The organism is Photobacterium profundum (assembly GCF_003026285.1).
GTDB lineage: Bacteria > Pseudomonadota > Gammaproteobacteria > Enterobacterales > Vibrionaceae > Photobacterium > Photobacterium profundum.
Genome location: NZ_PYOD01000011.1, coordinates 121,321 through 139,407, shown reverse-complemented (window position 1 = coordinate 139,407; position 18,087 = coordinate 121,321). Strand labels below are relative to the sequence as shown.

At 35.2% G+C, this 18,087-nt stretch carries 18 protein-coding genes and 2 tRNA genes; 11 read left to right on the top strand and 9 right to left on the bottom strand.

Annotated features, from left to right (window positions below; translation table 11 throughout):
- The 5 genes from mobV to C9J48_RS20445 form a co-directional block, all read right to left on the bottom strand.
- A partial coding sequence (gene mobV, locus C9J48_RS20460) for a MobV family relaxase (protein ID WP_107281229.1) occupies positions 1 to 750 on the bottom strand: 750 nt, incomplete at its 3' end.
- Complete coding sequence (locus C9J48_RS20455; RefSeq protein ID WP_006228290.1) at positions 747 to 950, bottom strand: hypothetical protein; 204 nt, start codon at positions 948 to 950, stop codon at positions 747 to 749. The genes mobV and C9J48_RS20455, both read right to left, overlap by 4 nt.
- Positions 947 to 1,195 carry a hypothetical protein gene (locus C9J48_RS20450; RefSeq protein ID WP_006228291.1) on the bottom strand — a complete coding sequence of 83 codons (249 nt, stop codon included), beginning with the start codon at positions 1,193 to 1,195 and terminating at the stop codon, positions 947 to 949. Before C9J48_RS20450 ends, C9J48_RS20455 begins: the two co-directional genes overlap by 4 nt.
- Before the next feature lie 2 nt (positions 1,196 to 1,197).
- A complete protein-coding gene (locus C9J48_RS27985; RefSeq protein ID WP_006228292.1) occupies positions 1,198 to 1,365 on the bottom strand; it encodes a hypothetical protein in 168 nt (55 codons plus the stop codon).
- The gene (locus C9J48_RS20445) at positions 1,366 to 1,554 is read right to left on the bottom strand and encodes a hypothetical protein (protein WP_006228293.1); all 189 of its coding nucleotides are present in this window, start codon (positions 1,552 to 1,554) and stop codon (positions 1,366 to 1,368) included.
- A gap of 232 nt (positions 1,555 to 1,786) precedes the next feature.
- Here C9J48_RS20445 and C9J48_RS20440 point away from each other — a divergent pair, with 232 nt between their 5' ends.
- Positions 1,787 to 3,406 (top strand): replication endonuclease, encoded by a 1,620-nt coding sequence (locus C9J48_RS20440; RefSeq protein WP_006228294.1) that lies wholly within the window; start codon positions 1,787 to 1,789, stop codon positions 3,404 to 3,406.
- Between the two features lie 243 nt (positions 3,407 to 3,649).
- Here C9J48_RS20440 and C9J48_RS20435 read toward each other — a convergent pair whose 3' ends face one another.
- On the bottom strand, positions 3,650 to 4,966 hold the full coding sequence (locus tag C9J48_RS20435) for a type II secretion system protein GspD (protein ID WP_006228295.1): 1,317 nt from the start codon (positions 4,964 to 4,966) through the stop codon (positions 3,650 to 3,652).
- A 146-nt stretch (positions 4,967 to 5,112) separates the two neighbouring features.
- Here C9J48_RS20435 and C9J48_RS20430 point away from each other — a divergent pair, with 146 nt between their 5' ends.
- The 6 genes from C9J48_RS20430 (at position 5,113) to C9J48_RS20415 (ending at position 9,282) form a co-directional block, all read left to right on the top strand.
- Positions 5,113 to 5,397, top strand: coding sequence for a hypothetical protein (locus C9J48_RS20430; RefSeq protein ID WP_036802287.1), 285 nt, complete (start codon positions 5,113 to 5,115; stop codon positions 5,395 to 5,397).
- Between the two features lie 212 nt (positions 5,398 to 5,609).
- Positions 5,610 to 5,762: a hypothetical protein gene (locus C9J48_RS27980; protein WP_006228298.1), complete on the top strand. Its 153-nt coding sequence runs from the start codon at positions 5,610 to 5,612 to the stop codon at positions 5,760 to 5,762.
- 51 nt (positions 5,763 to 5,813) lie between these two features.
- Positions 5,814 to 5,901, top strand: a tRNA-OTHER gene (locus C9J48_RS27975).
- 143 nt (positions 5,902 to 6,044) lie between these two features.
- Complete coding sequence (locus C9J48_RS27970) at positions 6,045 to 7,760, top strand: hypothetical protein (protein WP_006228300.1); 1,716 nt, start codon at positions 6,045 to 6,047, stop codon at positions 7,758 to 7,760.
- 9 nt (positions 7,761 to 7,769) lie between these two features.
- Positions 7,770 to 8,081: a hypothetical protein gene (locus C9J48_RS20420; RefSeq protein WP_006228301.1), complete on the top strand. Its 312-nt coding sequence runs from the start codon at positions 7,770 to 7,772 to the stop codon at positions 8,079 to 8,081.
- A 31-nt stretch (positions 8,082 to 8,112) separates the two neighbouring features.
- Positions 8,113 to 9,282 (top strand): zonular occludens toxin domain-containing protein, encoded by a 1,170-nt coding sequence (locus C9J48_RS20415; RefSeq protein WP_006228302.1) that lies wholly within the window; start codon positions 8,113 to 8,115, stop codon positions 9,280 to 9,282.
- A 230-nt stretch (positions 9,283 to 9,512) separates the two neighbouring features.
- Here the strand turns inward: C9J48_RS20415 and C9J48_RS20410 are convergent.
- Positions 9,513 to 9,597 (bottom strand) — tRNA-Leu (locus C9J48_RS20410).
- Positions 9,598 to 10,015: 418 nt separating this feature from the next.
- Between C9J48_RS20410 and C9J48_RS20405 the strand changes: the two genes are divergently transcribed.
- Complete coding sequence (locus C9J48_RS20405) at positions 10,016 to 10,507, top strand: RDD family protein (RefSeq protein ID WP_006228304.1); 492 nt, start codon at positions 10,016 to 10,018, stop codon at positions 10,505 to 10,507.
- A 70-nt stretch (positions 10,508 to 10,577) separates the two neighbouring features.
- Here the strand turns inward: C9J48_RS20405 and lptG are convergent, their stop codons facing one another.
- Both lptG and lptF read right to left on the bottom strand, forming a co-directional pair.
- Entirely contained in the window at positions 10,578 to 11,648 is a 1,071-nt protein-coding gene (lptG, locus tag C9J48_RS20400; protein ID WP_006228305.1) for an LPS export ABC transporter permease LptG, read from the bottom strand.
- A complete protein-coding gene (lptF, locus tag C9J48_RS20395) occupies positions 11,648 to 12,748 on the bottom strand; it encodes an LPS export ABC transporter permease LptF (RefSeq protein WP_006228306.1) in 1,101 nt (366 codons plus the stop codon). The genes lptG and lptF overlap by 1 nt, the downstream gene beginning before the upstream one ends.
- A gap of 195 nt (positions 12,749 to 12,943) precedes the next feature.
- On the opposite strand from lptF, the gene pepA reads away from it, so the two are divergent.
- From pepA to C9J48_RS20380, 3 genes are read left to right on the top strand one after another with little or no spacing between them, the layout of a single operon-like run.
- Positions 12,944 to 14,452 (top strand): leucyl aminopeptidase, encoded by a 1,509-nt coding sequence (gene pepA / locus C9J48_RS20390; protein WP_006228307.1) that lies wholly within the window; start codon positions 12,944 to 12,946, stop codon positions 14,450 to 14,452.
- 51 nt (positions 14,453 to 14,503) lie between these two features.
- Complete coding sequence (locus C9J48_RS20385) at positions 14,504 to 14,956, top strand: DNA polymerase III subunit chi (protein WP_006228308.1); 453 nt, start codon at positions 14,504 to 14,506, stop codon at positions 14,954 to 14,956.
- A 28-nt stretch (positions 14,957 to 14,984) separates the two neighbouring features.
- Entirely contained in the window at positions 14,985 to 17,858 is a 2,874-nt protein-coding gene (locus tag C9J48_RS20380) for a valine--tRNA ligase (protein WP_006228309.1), read from the top strand.
- The last annotated feature ends 229 nt before the right edge of the window (positions 17,859 to 18,087 follow it).

Here is an 18,087-nt window from a genome sequence, read left to right as displayed (position 1 = left end):
ATTGAATTTCTTTGTTAGTTTTTCAATAAAACTTTTAAGCTGTGAAATTTCTTCATTTTGAATTGAAATATCTTTTTCTAATTTTTTTATCTTTCCATTTAATTGATAATTTTCATCTTCTTTTTCATCTAATTCATTTTCAAGATTTTCAACCTTAGCTTTTAAATCATCATTTTCTTTTAATGCTGGCAATTCCTTATTTATTTTTGTGTAATACTCTTTAACGTTTTGATGTTTTGCCTTACTTCCCTCTTTATAGTCAAAATCAATTCCTGTTTTTTCGCTCATTAGATCACAATAAGATTTTTGAAACTTCTTTAAAGTTAGTTTATTAAATAAATCTCTTGCGCTTAACCTTCCATCTTCGGTTATAGGTAATATTATAGCGTGAATATGTGGTGTTGACTCGTCAAGGTGTAGATCTACACTTAAAACATTTTCTCCATACTCATCACTTAGCCATTTCGCTGCTGCAATAGTAAAGTTTTTTGTTGCTTCTTTACTTGTAAAATACTCTGGTGAAAGTGTTAAAAGAGCTTCCATGCAAAGGACTGCGTTTTTTCTTGGTTTAATACCATTCTTGTTTAAACGTTCTTTTACGTCTTTTACAACATTCCCTGAACCAAATATTTTTTTGTTGCGAATTTTAGTATCTGCGTTTGGCGTTTCCATGTATCTGTTTATATGAGCGTTGGATAGATTCAACGCTTCAAAAGTTTTTATTTTTTCAAATCTTAATATTGTTTTCATTTTTTATTCCTCTTTAAATTTTCTAATATTTCAAGTCTTATTTTTGCTTTGTCCTTTAATTCCTTTGACATCTCTTTTCTTATTTCAGAATTGTTATTATTTTCAATTTCCTTTTGAAACTGAATTATGTTTGATTTTTCATTGATGATATCATCATCAATGTTATTCAATAAAAACCATCTTATTATTTTACCAATCATAGAATTACCTCCAATTTTTTAATGTTTAAAATTAACTCTCTTCTAAGATTCCTGTGTTGATTTAATCTATCTTGTAAATAAGCAATGTTACAACTTGCTTGATGTTTTTCTTCTTCCCATTTTGGATTTTCCATTTCTGAAATTTCAAGCATCCATAAGCAAGCCTTTATATTTTCTTCATTCTCATTTAATTTTCTTTTCAAATCTTTTAATTGAGCTTGGTTTAATTTTTGTTCTGTGTTCATAATTATTCCTCCTTGCTTATTTTTCTATTTCTTTTTTCTTCAAGTTTATCATCTATTATCAATATAATTCTTGATGCATATAATAAAGCCATTATAATAATTAGGGTCAATATATATTCATTATAATTATCAATATATTTTAAACACTCTTCTACTTTCATTGTTTCCATTTATTTTTTCTCCTTGCTTATATCTATAAAATTAACTTTGTTTTTTTCTCTGACAGAATTCCAGTATTTTAACTCTTCTTTCTCTTTATCAATTGCTTTTTTATACATTTCAACAATTTCAGATTTAGGATTCTTTTCAATTTCCTTTTTCATTTTTCTTTCTAAGTATCTTATATTCTGTTTAATCATGATTATTTCTCCTTATTTATTTAATCAGAAAAGCAAAGTTTACTTTGCAGATATACCACGAAGTGGCGAACACAAAGGGACTTTGTATAGTGAGTATACAATTTAAAATTGTCATTCTCTTAATATACAAATATCAAAGATATTTATTTTGTCAAATTGTATGCACATACTTGACTTATTTTTTCGTTATGTAATAACTGTAGATACAATATAAATTACTGTAGGGGTAAAAATGGAAAAATATTTAAATACTTTAAATAGTGAAGTAGATGACACTTTTTTTAAAGAAGCACAAATAAACAATTACATCGTTTCAAACGTAAAAGGTTTTGAGGCTAAATCTGAATTATTAAATAATTTATATCATCAAGGTGAGATTGATCAAAATCTTGCTTTTTCTGCGATTGGTGATTTTCAAGTAAATCATGAAGCTTTTAAAATAATGATGGTTAAAGATATTAAAGAAATTGCTTTAAAATTCTGTATATACATTAAAGCTAATAAAGTCTTATTAGATACTTCATTCAATTTTTTCGGTTTAACATTCAAAACATTCTTACCAAAGGATAAAAAACATCCTAATCGTGAAGCTGTGGCTTTATCTAAGATGCAAGATTTTAAAATTGTATCTAATATGTTATTTAAAGTTTTAAAGCAACAAATGGAGTTGCAAGAAATTAAAAGAGGTAATGTTTCAAGTTACATGAGTGATAGAGTATTTAAAATCATGACTGAATCTAAAATTGCTGCTGATGAGTATCTTTCTAATCAATATATTGAGTTAGATGATAATCAAGAATTGACTTTAAAAGAGCTTCAAGAGCTTTCTAAGAAGAATAAAATCAATGAGCTTATGATGATTAAGAATTACATCAATGAGCTTACATCTGACGGTTCTTGGGCTTGTAGGTTTATTACTTTAACGAATAGACCTGAGCACTTACCAAGATCTTTTAATGCTAATGATAAAACTCATTGGGATAAAAAAACAACTCCAACTGATAATGCAAAAGAGTTGCAAAAGGGTTGGAGAAATATCCAATCAAGAGCCAATCGTAATGACATACCTTTAATTGGTCTTTGGTGTCGTGAACCTCATAAAAACGGAGGTATTCACCAACACATTTTAGTATTAACTAAAAAAGAGTTTTTGGTTAATGATTCTGTGGTTAAGAATATGACTAAAAACCAAAGTAAATCAATGTTAGGTCTTTATAAAAAAACTAAGAAAGAAATTATTGAAAGTAAAAAACTTACTCTTGAGAAAATGTTTTTGCAAACTTTCGGCTATACAAATAGAAGCTGTAAAATTGATGTTTTAACAAGTAATAAAAAGTCTAATAACGTTATAAACTACATAACTAAATACATTATGAAAACGGTTAATGTTAGCTCTTACAATGGTACTACTTTGGATAATGAACAAGTTGAACTTGATAAAGTTTCATTTCATAGATCACTTTGGAACTATCGAGCTTATGGTATTTTTGGATTTAAAAACAATCTTGGACTGTGGCGTTTTTTAAGAAAAATCTCTAATCAACAAGATCTTTTAACTTCTAAAATTCATGAAGATTCTAATCTTCAAAAAGCAATCGATATGGTTAAGAGTAATGATTATTCTTCTTTTGTTGTTTTCGCAACTAATCATTTTGAAAAATGTTTTAGATATTCTAAAGTTGAAAATAAACATGGTGAAATTACTAATGTTAAATCTTCAATTTTTGATGGTGATGAAACTTATACATTTAATTTAAACGCACAATTAAACGATATATTAAACGTTGATGGCTTTATTGAAATTGATGAATCATATTTAAACTTTAAAAAATACAAAATAATTAAAAAATAATTTGTATATACTATTGACAAAACTTTTTATTCTTATATAACTTTATATAGGAACTGTTGGCATGGATGCCAAAAAACAAAAGCTCCTGTTTATTAAAATTCTATGTTAAAAAGAAAAAGAATGCCCTACACATTCTTTTTTTTTGTCTTTTAAAAATGAAAAAGCCCTTTTAGGGCTTTTGAATAATCGAAAGGGCTTGCCCTTTCCTTGGTTAACTTACATTAAGTGTTTCCTGATTTAAAATTATTTATATATGTATGATTTTACTGTTGGTCTAATTAAAATAAATAAAGCATTTTTAGAAAATTCTTTTTTGTTACTTTGTGTAATTTCATTAAATATATTATTTCCACTTTTATTTTGTTTGTAATAAATTAAACCACCAATAACGCTTGTTTCACCTGCTCTAATCCTTACAACACTGTTAAATTCTTGTTCTTCTGTGTTGGGTTGGTTAAGTTCAAAATCATCGTTAGAAACGTTTAAAAAGCCTTTTAAGGAACTATTTTTAAGGTCTACCTTTATGTTTAACATTTTAGAATCTTTGTCGAAATATGGTAATATTTTAAGTTCTAAGCCTGTTTCTGTTTCTGATGTTGTAAAACCTTTTTCTGTGAATTCTCCATTATTCATAATTTCTATTTTGTCTATGTAAGGTGTCCTTTCTGTTGTCTTTAAAACTGCTTCTTTACCTGATAAGGTTTTAATGCTTGTATTTTGAATTGCTTCTGTTTGTCCGTATTCGTTTAAAGCATTCATTACTAAACTAAAATTAAAGTTTTTCCCTGTTATTCCTAATCTATTTCCACTTGTTAAACTAAATCCGTTGTTTAGCATTTCTGAACCATCGAGGTTTGCAAGAATATTAAGAGTTTTCCAGTCGAATCCATTTCCATCACTTTCTTTTATTTCTACATTTATTAAGCTTAAATCTATATTGATTAAACTTGTATTGTTATTTATATCTTTTATTATTGATTCTATTTTCTTAAATGTTTTGTAGTCGCTTTTGAATGAAAAAACTCCTGCTGTGTCACTTACAACCAATTCTTTTATTTCATCTTCTAATTTTTCAAGTTCTAATTTTACTGCGTCAATTATTTCTTTATCTTGAACAACTTTTATTTTGTAATTTTTTAATTCTGTTATATATAGTATTTCGTTTTTCTGCTCAAAAGTTAAATTTGTGTTTTCACTTACTGCACTTATTAGGCTTTTTAAATCACCATCATATTTATTTATTATGACTCTTTGCTTGGTGTCTATCTTAGAATCAACAATTGTGTTTATTTTGTAAAATTCAAAGACGTTTAATAAGTCTTCTAACTTTGACTCGTTAGTAAAATTAAACTCAATATTTTTATTTTTGGTTTTTTCGTCTTCTAATATTTTAATTAAATTAATTTCAATTTCTTCATACGACTTTTCTTTATTTTCAAATTTTCCGATTTCTTTTATCAATATATCATTTGAATGTTTATCAAATTTATTTTCTTTTATTACTTCTTGTGTTGCACAACCGCTAATTAATATAGCACTTATTAACATTATTTTTTTCATGTTTAATTCCCTCGTTATTGTTTTTTGATTATTTATATTGAAACATTAAATTAAAAATATTCAAGTTAAGGCTTGACAAAAAAATAATTAGTTATAAAACATAGAGAGAAGATAAATAAATAATAATTATATAACGAGGAAAAAATATGATGTATGTAAAATGCGAGGTTCGTAGATACCTTGAAAAGACTGTTGAATATAATGATAAAAAAACAGGTGAGCCTAAAAGTTTTGTTCAAAGACAATTAAAAGTTGAGCTTGAAAATGGTTCTGATATCTACCTTTCTGTTAATGATAAATTAGCGACCGAAGAAAATATAAAATATTTAGAAGAATTAAGAGGTCAAATGGTTTCTGCACCATTCTGGCTAAAACACAAAGATAAATACTTAAATTATAATTTATCTGATATGCCTGAATTAGAGGCTTAATGTGGATTACGTTTTAACAATAACTGATCATGCATCTTCTTTCGAAGCTGGTTTTGCTGCTGTAATTTCTGCTTGGATTCTGGGGTGGGTTATTGGTCAAGTGGCGAGTTTAATAAGAACTGCATAATAGACTTTTCAAATTAACTTCTTCATTTGATTTATGATCATGAATATAAACAATATAACTTTAAATAATATAAGGAAAAAATAATATGGATCCAGTAACTCCAGTAGAACAAATTACGGCTTTATTTGATATAGCGCCAATCGTTAGCTTTTTAGTAGTTTCGGGTGGTGCGATAATCGGCTACCAACTTGCTAAGAAAGCTTTGCAGGTTGCACGTTCTAAAATCAAAACTGCTTAATGGTTTGAAAAATTGGGTGGCTTTTGCTGCCCTTTTTTTTTACAAAAATATGATCGACTATTTCAATGGTAGAAGGGAGTTGTATTTATTGATTTGAATACAGGTTCGGTTATTGGTTCGAGTCCAATGTCGATCACCAAATTTATTAACAAAAGGAAATATATGGACTTTTCAACATTTGAATCTGCTTCACAAGCTTTGTCATTATCAATTTATTTTTTAGTTGGTGCTGCGGCTGCAATTGCATTTGTTCAAGGTTTTAAATCAAATTAGAGGTAATCAATGGAGTACATAAAAACAATTAAACAATTTTTTAAAAATGATATTTATAACACTTTAACAATGGCTTTTTATGTCTTGGTTGTTTCTTTGTTGTTTATTGTTCCAAATAAAGCTTACGCTTCTGATTTTCAAATGACTGATTATGTAATCGGTTATAAAGATTGGAGAGGTGGTAGTCATAAAAGTATGCATATTTATTATGGTGATGCTCATAATAAAAAACATATTGTAGAACCTTTTATAAATACAACTTCACCTTTTGATTTTAGACATAGTGGTGGTTGTGATGATTCTGATTCAAGTTGTAGTATTCAAACAAGCATTTTTGGTCGTGGCTCTTATCTTCATAATTCTTATACTATTCAAAATTGTGCTGATTCTGATTTAGATATTTTACAAATACCGACTGGTTATTTATATGAAGGTTCATATATTTGTACATATAAGGGTTATGGAATAGATCCAACAAATCCTAATCCTGAACCTGATAATGGTATTTACACTCCTGAACAATTTGACGAATTCTTTTGTGGTAATTCTGCAATTAAAGATAAGTTAAGTTATGCATATTATGAACATTCTAAGGTTATTGATTATAGTGTTAGACGTTCATTAGGTTCTTCTGCTGTTCTTGGTGGTGATCCAAATGATGATACTTTAAATCTTTATATCTGTGGTTCTGATGGTTGTACTTATGAACAATTATTAGAAGATGCAAGAAAAGTTATTAAGTTTCTACCTGAAGAAAGATTTTTTGCTAAATCTTCTGATTATGGCGGTTATTACGATTTTGAAGTTTTTGCATATTGTAAAAGTGCTGTAAAACAAGTTTCTACTTCTGATTTAACTGCTGATACTTCTGTCGATTGTAGAAAAGCTATTTATCAATACACTGGTGAATCTGGTTCTTCTTTAAATTCATTGCCTGAATCTTCTTGTTATGTCGATGACAATTACGATTACACTTTTAAACAATGGTGCGAGGCTCAATTTGATCAAGGCTCGTACTGGCTGGAGGGACAATTAGAAGAATATTGTGATCCACCCGCTAAACAAGTTTCATCTGAAAAAGTTGAAAAAGATGATGAATGTAAAATCACAACGACTGTCATAGATGTTGGTTATAACACTTCACAAGTTCAAGATGATGTTAAAAAAACTATTATTAAAAAAATAGTTGTTACTGATTGTACGGGCAAGGTTATAAGTGAAGAAGTTATTGAGACTGAAATTGATATAGATAAAGGGGATATCATGGGGGATGGTTCTGATGATGGTTCTGATCGTCCTTGCGTAGTTGGTCCTTATTGTCCACCGACACATGGAACTGGTGAAGGTTCTGGTTCTGGTAAAGGTGAAGGTTCTGGTTCTGGTTCTGGCTCTGGTACTGATTGGGGTGAAGCAGGTACACCTGATTTAGATGGTTGGTACACCCCTATTTATACTGAAGGTTTTCAAGGTGTTTTGAATAAGCATATTCAAGGTTTTAATGATGGTGGGATAGGTGCATTCCTTGCTTCTTTAAATCCATTCAAAAAAGATGGTGATTTTCCTGAGTTAAAACTTAATTTTGATTTTGATATTGTCGATTTTGGTGAACATAAAATTGATTTAGAAAATTTGCCTATTGGTGAAAATAATTTTAATTTAATTGAATTAATTAGAATAATTTTACTTATGAACGCTTCTTTTTATGCATTTAGACAAATATTTTAAGGGGGGGTTATGCTAAATGATGCTTTAAATTATATTTTAGAATTATTTAAAAAGTTAGTTACAACTTTATATGATATTTTTAATGATTTGTTTTTATTTATTTTCGATAGTGTTATGACTGCTATTTTACTACTTCTTGATAGTTTAAGTGAAATGTTAGATTTTATCGATTTTTCAAAATATTACGATGCTTTACCATCTGATTTTATTGATGCTGCGGCTGCGGTAGGTTTGCATGAAGTTTTTACTATATATCTTTCTGCTCATGGCGTGAAATTGCTTCTTCAATTAATTCCATTTGTTAGATTAGGTTCTAAATAATTTTAAAAAAACAGTAACGAGGGAAATATATATGGCTGTTAGAATGATTTATGGGGTGCCAGGTTCGGGTAAGAGCTTTATGGCTACCCAACAGGTAGTTTTACCTGCTTTAAGAAAAAATAGAAAGGTTATAACTAATCTTTCACTGAACAAAGATTATTTATCTGAGATATTAGAAATTGATCGTGATTTAATTCAAATAGTTGAAAGTGAAAAAGGTGATTTTTCTGATACTTTTTTGAATGTAGAGGATTATCAAGACGACTGGAGAGATGATAAAGGTCGTGCTCCTCTTATTGTTGTTGATGAGGCTCATTTTGCTTTGAATAAACAAAGAAAAAAATCTGAGGTTTTAGATATAGAAAACTTTTTTTCTACGCATAGACAAGCTGGCTATGATATTTATTTAATTACTCAAGATTATAATAGAATACCTCGTGATATTCTGGGCTTTGTTGAAATTTATTATGAAGTTATGAAGCAAAAAACAATGGGTAATAATGTATTTACTTATTACGTTAGAGATTCTGACAGAAAGATGATAGGTAATAAAACAAAAACCTATGATAAAGAGATTTTTAAATGTTATAAATCTCATCTTCTTAGTGATGGTGATGTTGAAGAGGATTTAGATGCTGTTGGTGTTAAACTTGTTTGGTTTTCATGGCCTTTTATTTTAGCGGCTATTGTAACTTTTGCTATGATTATTGGTTTTCTATTTTTTGATTTTTCACTTAATCCTTTTGCTTTTTTGAATGAAGACAAAAAGACGGAATTAAAGACTGATGTTAAATTAGATAATATCGAATTTGTTGAGTTAGAAAATAAATCATTGAAAAGTTTAGATTCAAGTCCTAATAAAACAATGGTTCTTGAACCTGTTGAAGTTATTGAGCCTAAAAAGCCTGAAGTTGTTAAGTATTTAAAGCAGGATCATCCGTTAGACGATAAATTGGTTCAAATTACTACATGGTTAGGTGATACGGCTCTTGTAAATATTTACGATAAAGAGAGTCGTGATAAAATTTCTTCTACATATCATACTGATTTTGAAAAAATGGGTTATCAAGTGGAAGTATATTCAGAGTGTTCTATGAAATTATCTTATGAAAATATCAATTTCTTTATAGATTGTTCTGAAATAAACAAAAGAGAAGAATCTGCAACTGACAAAATTTTTACAGGTGTTCCAACAATTTAAAAAAATGTTAAGGTGTAGGCGTGCGCCCTCGTCATCGTCCTATCATCCTTAACATTTTTTTTTAACTTTTTAAATTCACTTTTGAATTATACATTTTAATACTGCTTTAACTTAAGGCGCTGAGTGCGTTAAAACGTAGTTTTAATGTTAGTGAAGTGTCTACAAATCTTTGATTTGTATTTATTATGTTTTAAAACGCAAAAAAGCCGCCTAAGCGACTTTCTTTAATTTGGTGCGAGTGGTGGGACTTGAACCCACACGCCTTTCGGCGACGGTGTTTGAGACCGTTTTGTCTACCTATTCCAACACACTCGCATTTATACAACTATATACAACTTTTTTATAGAGTCTTTTTATCATCTAACCGATTGATTAAAAAAGAGATTATCACATAACTTTTCAAGACGCAACGCATTTTGAATCCGTCGTGTATACCAATTTCACCACTCGGGCAGATGCGGCTCATTATACGTATACAAGACTGATACGCAAGCCTTTATTCTGTATAAATCTTCAATAAAAAACCAACCGTTCCTTATTTGACCAACAATAGGCAATCCGTTCATAAATAAAACAAAACAAAGTAACACATCGAAAAATATGAATAGAACTCTGCAGAAAGAAGAAGTGCAATGGTAGTATTCATGCTCATCGCTTTTAAAGTAGACAGTGGCACGTCACTAATTCTTGAATCGCTTTATATCGCACTAACAGGAAGTGGGTTGGTACAAACATGAAAAAGAAACAATCAAAGAGTGCTCAACAGTCAAAACAATATCCTAGTATTTTCCGCCGCTTGGGGGCATGGCTATATGACTGCTTAGTCGTCGCGGCTGTACTCATGTTGGCTGGCGGAGCAGTGATGACGTTGATTGCCGCTTTATTACATTTTGGTATTTTAGATATTACTGGTTACGAAGATGCAAGTGCTTATCTTGGTACTCACCCTGTCGCGAGTCTGGTTTACAGTTTTTATTTAGCTGCCGTTGTCATTAGTTTCTTCGCATACTTTTGGTGTAAGGGAGGACAGACACTAGGAATGCGAGCATGGAAACTACGTCTACAGAATACAGACGGCTCTAATATTCGTTTAACGCAAGCGTTCATTCGCATGGGAACATCTGCATTTGGGTTAGGTAACTTATTATCCCCATTCAGTACAACAAAACAGTCTTTTCAAGATCTGATGGCCGAATGTGAAATGATTGTCACTGACGTTAGATAGCCGTTGTGATTACCATAAAAAAAAGGAGCCAAACGGCTCCTTTTTTACATCGTTCAATACGACGTTTTAACTATAACTTACGTCTAAGTAGATAAATTGTAATCAGTAGAAATACAAGGCTCGGACCTAGAGCTCCAATCGCAGGGTGGAGCCGGTAGACAAGGCTCATTGGTCCAAATACTTCGTTAGATATGTAGAAAGTAAACCCAAAGATTACTCCAGATAATACCCTTGCCCCCATGGTTACCGAACGCAATGGTCCGAATACAAAAGACAATGCAAGTAACATCATAACGGCAATCGAAATTGGCTGAAGCAACTTTCGCCAAAATGCCAATTCATAACGAGATGCATCTTGTTTCGATTCTTTTAAATAACTGACGTAATCATACACACCAGATAATGCCAGCTCTTCAGGCTTTACCGTCACAATAGCTAACTTATCAGGAGACAGTGAAGTCTTCCAAGGCAGCGTGTCAAATTTCGTATTGGTTTGCTGTATTTTCGAAATGTTTGTTACCGTCACATCAGCAAGCAACCAACCTTGTTCATCGGTAAAAGATGCTGACTTCGCAAAGACCATTTTAGAGAGTGTATCTTCGTCATCAAATTGCCAAATATTCACCGCATTTAAAGTGCTTTGTTCATGCACGCGACCAATATAAATAAAATCATTACCATCTTTGGCCCACACGCCACTTTGAACCGAAAGCATATTGCCTCCTGAAGTCCAAATAGCACGTAATTCTCGCGCCGACTTTTGTGCCTGAGGTGCCCCCCACTGCCCTAGCACCATCACAATAAGCATAAGAGGAACGGCTGTTTTTAAAACAGATAAGCCAATATCAAGCTTCGAAAAACCAGCTGCTTGCATAACAACTAATTCAGAGCTCGACGCTAACATGCCTAAACCAATCAATGCCCCGAGTAATACCGCCATCGGGAAAAACATTTCAATATCACGTGGAATACTCAACAAAACATAAATCAATGCTTTCCATAAGTCGTAAGTGCCATCACCTATTTTACGCAGCTGCTCAACATATTTAATGATGGCAGATAGCCCTACCAAAGTTGAGAGCGTCAACGCCGTTGTTGCGATAATCGTTCGGCCAATGTACCAATCTAAAATCTTAAACATTAACCGCGTCTCCGTAATTTATCTTTTAACACTCGGATTGGCATGGTATCCCAAGAGTTTAAGGCGATAGCAACAACAAACATCACAACATTGATAGACCACAGCCCAATGTACGAAGGCAAACTTCCATCTTCTACTGCTGATTTCGCGGCACTTATCGCTAAGAAATAAACTAAATAGATCAAAACGGCTGGGAAGAGTTTTGCAAACCGCCCCTGTCGAGGGTTGACTGATGATAGAGGAACAACAACCATTGTTAATAAGGGGATACATAAAAACATTGATACGCGCCACTGAAATTCAGCGCGAGCAGCCAGTTCGGAGTGTTGCATCAATGTAGGGGTAGGCAAAGCATCCCAATCTCGGTTTTTCTCACGGATAGCACGCTGACCAATCAATGCTTGGTAATCTTCAAACTCAGTAATAGAGTAATCTAATCGAGTCGGCACACCTTCATAACGCGTACCATCTTTAAGATCTAGTATCTGACGACCATCATCTAACTCACTCACGTACCCGCGTTCTGCCACCATCACACTGGGGCGCATAGTGTCACGAGCAACGATTTGAGCGACAAAGACTTTTTCGAGTTTGCTGCCTTTATCGGTAATATCATTAACAAAGACGACCCCTTTTCCATCCGGAGCGGGTTGAAATTGACCTTTAACCAATAAATCAAGCCCCACATCAGATTCGACTCTTTCCATGACTTGGGTTTCTTGCTCAGAGCTCCATGGCGCTAGCCACAAGGAATTAAATGCCGCAACCGATCCGGTAATCATCGCCAGCAATAATGCCGCTTGGATAAGAAACTTATTTCCGATCCCTGTTGCATTCATTACGGTGATTTCACTTTCAGCATAGAGACGACCAAAAGTCAGCAAAATACCGATATAAAGGCTAAGAGGCAGCATCAACAATGCCATTGATGGCATATACAGCCCCATCAAGGTCAAAATTAGATCACCGGGGATCGAACCATCGGTTGCATCTGCTAGAATGCGAATAAACTTCTGACTGATAAAGACCAAAAAAAGCACAAATAAAACGGCTAATTGGCTTTTTAATGTCTCACGAGTCAAATACCTAACAATAATCACGCGTTATATACCCATAGAAAACTTGTTTTTTTAGTGGAATCACTATAGTTTTTCGGTAAATCAGTTATTTTTTTATCTTTCGGCTATTTGTTAGCCTGCACTTTAATCCTATACCGAAAAAGCGGTCCAGCAAGATAAGTGCGGTATTATCTAACATTTAGCATTAATTGTCTTTAATAGGATGTAGGAGTACGCATGGAGTTTAGTGTAAAAAGTGGCAGCCCCGAGAAACAGCGCAGTGCCTGTATCGTCGTAGGCGTCTTTGAACCACGTCGACTTTCTCCAATTGCCGAACAGCTAGATAAAATCAGTGATGGTTATATTAGCTCTTTATTGCGCCGTGGTGACCTCGAAGGTAAACCCGGACAAATGCTACTGCTTCACCATGTACCAAACGTACTCTCAGAGCGAGTATTATTGGTGGGTTGTGGCAAAGAACGTGAACTTGATGAGCGCCAATACAAACAAATTATCAAAAAGACCATCAGCACGTTAAATGAAACAGGTTCAATGGAAGCTGTCTGCTTTTTAACTGAACTACATGTAAAAGGTCGTGATACATACTGGAAAGTTCGTCAGGCTGTTGAAACCACAAAAGATAGTCTATACACCTTTAATCAGTTTAAGAGTAACAAACCAGAGACTCGCCGACCACTACGTAAATTAGTTTTTAATGTACCAACACGTCGTGAACTGTCACTAGGTGAACGCGCTATTACCCATGGTCTTGCTGTCGCATCAGGTGTTAAGGCGAGCAAAGATCTAGGTAACATGCCACCAAACGTGGCTAACCCAGCGTATTTAGCCTCACAAGCACGTCGCCTTGCTGATGATTTTGACACTGTCACCACCAAAATTATTGGTGAACAGGAAATGAAAGAGCTTGGCATGACATCTTATCTAGCGGTAGGTCAAGGCTCTAAAAATGAAGCCATGATGTCAGTCATTGAATACAAAGGCAGTGCTGATCCAGACGCGAAACCAATTGTATTGGTCGGTAAAGGGTTAACCTTTGATTCAGGTGGTATTTCAATTAAACCATCCGCTCAAATGGATGAAATGAAATACGACATGTGTGGTGCAGCATCAGTATTTGGTGCAATGAAATCACTGGCTAAGCTAAATCTACCGATCAATGTAGTTGGTATTATAGCTGGCTGTGAAAATATGCCAGGTGGCAATGCTTATCGACCTGGTGACATTATTACCACGATGTCAGGCCAAACAGTTGAAGTGTTGAATACCGATGCTGAAGGCCGCTTAGTACTTTGTGATGCGCTAACGTATGTAGAGCGCTTTGAACCAGAGTGTGTTGTCGATGTTGCAACCCTGACTGGCGCATGTGTTGTCGCACTTGGTCATCACATTAGTGGACTACTGGGTAACCATAACCCACTAGCGCATGAATTGATCAACGCATCTGAGCAATCAGGTGATCGCGCATGGCGTTTACCAATGTCTGATGAATATCAAGATCAAATTGCAAGCCCATTTGCCGATATGGCAAACCTTGGCTCAGCAGGCGCTGGCACAATTACAGCTGGTTGTTTCTTATCACGCTTTACGAAAAAGTATAACTGGGCTCACCTCGATATCGCGGGTACAGCTTGGGTTGGCGGTAAAGAGAAAGGTTCAACAGGTCGTCCAGTACCATTACTGGTCCAGTTCCTGTTAAACCGCGCAGGCCTCGAAAACGTCGAATAAGACAGCTAAAAAGAGGGGCCTAAAGGTCCCTTTCTTTTTGAGAAAAATATTATGACTCATGCTACTTTTTATATAATTGAAGATAAACATCTTGAAGCTGATAGCGACTATCTGCTTCATTTTTCTTGTCATCAGGCAGCATTGAGTTACCAGCAAGGTAACAAAGTTTATCTGCTAGCTGAAAATAAGGCACAAGCAGAACAACTTGATGAGTATTTATGGCAACAAGAGCCTGATAACTTCGTTCCTCACAATTTAATTGGAGAAGGACCACGAGGCGGATCACCTGTTGAAATAGGCTGGCCCGGTTTACGACATAGTGGACGACGGGGCTTGCTAATAAATTTGGGTCAAGATACACCAAATTTTGCCGTAACCTTCCCACAAGTGATAGACTTCGTCCCTTGCGATGAAAACCTCAAGCAGTTGGCACGTGAACGTTACAAGGCTTATCGCCTTGCTGGCATTCAAATACAGACCGCCACTGCCCCTGAGACGCCCTAATTCCCACATCGATCCTTCTAAGAGCGCTATGGAAAAGACATACAACCCACAATCAATTGAACAAGCGCTATATCAGCGCTGGGAAGAGGCTGGTTACTTCAAGCCTCACGGTGATACATCTAAAGATGCATACAGCATCATGATTCCACCGCCAAACGTCACTGGTAGCCTGCACATGGGCCACGCATTTCAGGATACCATTATGGATACCCTGATCCGTTGTGAGCGAATGAAAGGTAAAAATACCCTTTGGCAAGTCGGTACTGACCACGCAGGTATCGCAACCCAAATGGTTGTGGAACGTAAAATTGCTGCTGAAGAAGGCAAAACTAAGCACGACTACGGTCGTGATGCGTTCATCGATAAGATCTGGGAATGGAAAGCTGAGTCGGGTGGTAACATCACTCAACAGCTTCGCCGCCTAGGTGCATCTGTAGACTGGGAGCGTGAGCGCTTCACTATGGATGACGGTTTGTCTAACGCGGTTCAAGAAGTATTTGTTCGTCTATTTGAAGACGACCTTATCTACCGTGGTAAACGCCTCGTTAACTGGGATCCAAAACTGCACACTGCAATTTCGGATCTTGAAGTTGAAAATAAAGACAAAAAAGGCTTTATGTGGCATTTCCGTTACCCGCTTGCGGATGGCGTAAAAACAGCAGACGGCAAAGATTACATCGTTGTAGCAACCACGCGTCCAGAAACAATGCTTGGCGATACGGGTGTTGCAGTGAACCCTGAAGATCCTCGTTATAAAGATCTTATCGGTAAACATATCGAACTACCCATCGTTGGTCGTTTAATTCCGATTGTTGGCGATGAACACGCTGATATGGATAAAGGCACGGGTTGTGTAAAGATTACCCCTGCGCATGATTTCAACGATTATGAAGTAGGCAAACGTCACAGCCTACCAATGATCAACATTCTAACCTTCAATGCAGACATCCGTGATGCAGCTGAAGTGTTCGATACTAACGGTGAAGCAAACGATGCTTACTGTTCAGAACTTCCAGCTAAATACCATGGCATGGAACGTTTCGCTGCACGTAAAGCTATCGTGGCAGAATTTGATGAATTAGGTCTACTTGACGAAGTTAAAGATCACGATCTGACTGTACCGTACGGCGATCGTGGTGGTGTGGTTATCGAACCAATGCTAACAGACCAGTGGTACGTACGTGCTGCTCCACTTGCAGAGACTGCAACAAAAGCAGTTGAAGACGGTGAAATTCAATTCGTACCTAAGCAATACGAAAACATGTACTTCTCTTGGATGCGTGATATTCAAGATTGGTGTATTTCTCGTCAACTTTGGTGGGGCCACCGTATCCCAGCTTGGTATGACAACGAAGGTAAAGTGTATGTAGGCCGTACTGAAGAAGAAGTACGTGCTAATAACAATCTTGCACCTGTTGTTGTACTGCGCCAAGACGATGATGTACTTGATACATGGTTCTCATCTGCACTTTGGACATTTGGAACTCAAGGTTGGCCTGAACAAACGCCTGACCTTAAAACATTCCACCCTTCAGATGTACTTGTAACTGGCTTTGATATTATTTTCTTCTGGGTTGCTCGCATGATCATGATGACCATGCACTTCTGTAAAGATGAAAACGGTAAACCACAAGTACCATTCAAAACTGTTTACGTTACGGGTCTAATCCGTGATGAAAACGGTGACAAAATGTCTAAATCTAAAGGTAACGTACTTGACCCAATCGATATGATTGACGGTATTGGCCTTGAAGAGTTAGTTGAAAAGCGTTGTGGCAACATGATGCAGCCAAAGCTTGCTGCAAAAATTGAAAAGCAAACGCGTAAAGCATTCGAAGGCGGTATTGAAGCCTACGGTACTGACGCACTACGCTTTACACTTGCTGCAATGGCATCGACTGGTCGTGATATCAATTGGGATATGAAGCGTCTAGAAGGTTACCGTAACTTCTGTAATAAACTATGGAACGCAAGCCGTTACGTACTGATGAACACAGAAGATCAAGATTGTGGTATGACTTCAGATCTTGGCAATGCTGCAGAGATGGAATTCTCTTTAGCTGACCAATGGATTCAATCTCAGTTCGAACTAGCAGCGAAAGAGTTTAATGCCCACATCGATAACTTCCGTTTAGATATGGCAGCAAACACACTGTATGAATTCATTTGGAACCAGTTCTGTGACTGGTACTTAGAATTAACTAAGCCTGTACTATGGAAAGGTTCTGAAGCACAGCAACGTGCAACGCGTTACACACTCATTACGGTTCTAGAGAAGACACTGCGTCTTGCTCATCCTGTACTTCCGTACATTACAGAATCAATCTGGCAGAGTGTGAAACCGCTGGTTGCTGGTGTTGACGGTGAAACTATCATGACTCAGGCTCTGCCTCAGTTTAATGAAGATAACTTCAACCCTGACGTTGTTGCCGATCTTGAGTGGGTGAAAGCCTTTATCTCAAGTATCCGTAACCTACGTGCTGAATACGACATCGCGCCAAGCAAAGGCTTAGACGTGATGATTAAAGTTGCAGATGAAAAAGATGCAGCTCGTATCCAAGCAAACGAAATAGTACTGACTTCTCTTGCCAAACTAGACAGCATCAAAGTACTAGCTGAAGGTGAAGCAACACCTGCATGTGCAACATCGCTTGTGGGTAAATCTGAGTTGATGATCCCAATGGCAGGTCTTATCGACAAAGATGCTGAGCTTGCTCGTCTTGATAAAGAAGTAGCAAAGACACAAGGTGAGATTAAGCGTATCGAAGGTAAGCTTAACAACCAAGGTTTTGTTGCTAAAGCGCCAGAAGTTGTTATTACGAAAGAACGTGAGAAACTAGAAGGTTACCAGGAAACCTTGGTGAAACTAGAAGCTCAAAAAGAAACGATCGCAGCACTGTAAGCCCTCGCTTTACAGTTCATGATTGAATAAGCCCGACGCGTAAGCGTCGGGCTTTTTTTGTTTTAAATTCTAAGCGCTAACAGAATAAATAGTCCACCGTATGATTGAGAATCACACATATTCTAACTAATGCTTTCTCTTCGCCTTTCAACTCCGCCTCACCCCATATTAATAGTCCTTGCCTATCGAACTAATATAAACAATCGAATTTTATAATTGAGAATAATTC

Excerpts from the sequence above, each read along its gene's own strand:
- C9J48_RS20455 (WP_006228290.1), bottom strand. The coding sequence starts at position 950 with ATGATTGGTAAAATAATAAGATGGTTTTTATTGAATAACATTGATGAT.
- C9J48_RS20450 (WP_006228291.1), bottom strand. The coding sequence starts at position 1,195 with ATGAACACAGAACAAAAATTAAACCAAGCTCAATTAAAAGATTTGAAA.
- C9J48_RS27985 (WP_006228292.1), bottom strand. The coding sequence starts at position 1,365 with ATGGAAACAATGAAAGTAGAAGAGTGTTTAAAATATATTGATAATTAT.
- C9J48_RS20445 (WP_006228293.1), bottom strand. The coding sequence starts at position 1,554 with ATGATTAAACAGAATATAAGATACTTAGAAAGAAAAATGAAAAAGGAA.
- C9J48_RS20440 (WP_006228294.1), top strand. The coding sequence starts at position 1,787 with ATGGAAAAATATTTAAATACTTTAAATAGTGAAGTAGATGACACTTTT.
- C9J48_RS20435 (WP_006228295.1), bottom strand. The coding sequence starts at position 4,966 with ATGAAAAAAATAATGTTAATAAGTGCTATATTAATTAGCGGTTGTGCA.
- C9J48_RS20430 (WP_036802287.1), top strand. The coding sequence starts at position 5,113 with ATGATGTATGTAAAATGCGAGGTTCGTAGATACCTTGAAAAGACTGTT.
- C9J48_RS27980 (WP_006228298.1), top strand. The coding sequence starts at position 5,610 with ATGGATCCAGTAACTCCAGTAGAACAAATTACGGCTTTATTTGATATA.
- C9J48_RS27970 (WP_006228300.1), top strand. The coding sequence starts at position 6,045 with ATGGAGTACATAAAAACAATTAAACAATTTTTTAAAAATGATATTTAT.
- C9J48_RS20420 (WP_006228301.1), top strand. The coding sequence starts at position 7,770 with ATGCTAAATGATGCTTTAAATTATATTTTAGAATTATTTAAAAAGTTA.
- C9J48_RS20415 (WP_006228302.1), top strand. The coding sequence starts at position 8,113 with ATGGCTGTTAGAATGATTTATGGGGTGCCAGGTTCGGGTAAGAGCTTT.
- C9J48_RS20405 (WP_006228304.1), top strand. The coding sequence starts at position 10,016 with ATGAAAAAGAAACAATCAAAGAGTGCTCAACAGTCAAAACAATATCCT.
- lptG (WP_006228305.1), bottom strand. The coding sequence starts at position 11,648 with ATGTTTAAGATTTTAGATTGGTACATTGGCCGAACGATTATCGCAACA.
- pepA (WP_006228307.1), top strand. The coding sequence starts at position 12,944 with ATGGAGTTTAGTGTAAAAAGTGGCAGCCCCGAGAAACAGCGCAGTGCC.
- C9J48_RS20385 (WP_006228308.1), top strand. The coding sequence starts at position 14,504 with ATGACTCATGCTACTTTTTATATAATTGAAGATAAACATCTTGAAGCT.
- C9J48_RS20380 (WP_006228309.1), top strand. The coding sequence starts at position 14,985 with ATGGAAAAGACATACAACCCACAATCAATTGAACAAGCGCTATATCAG.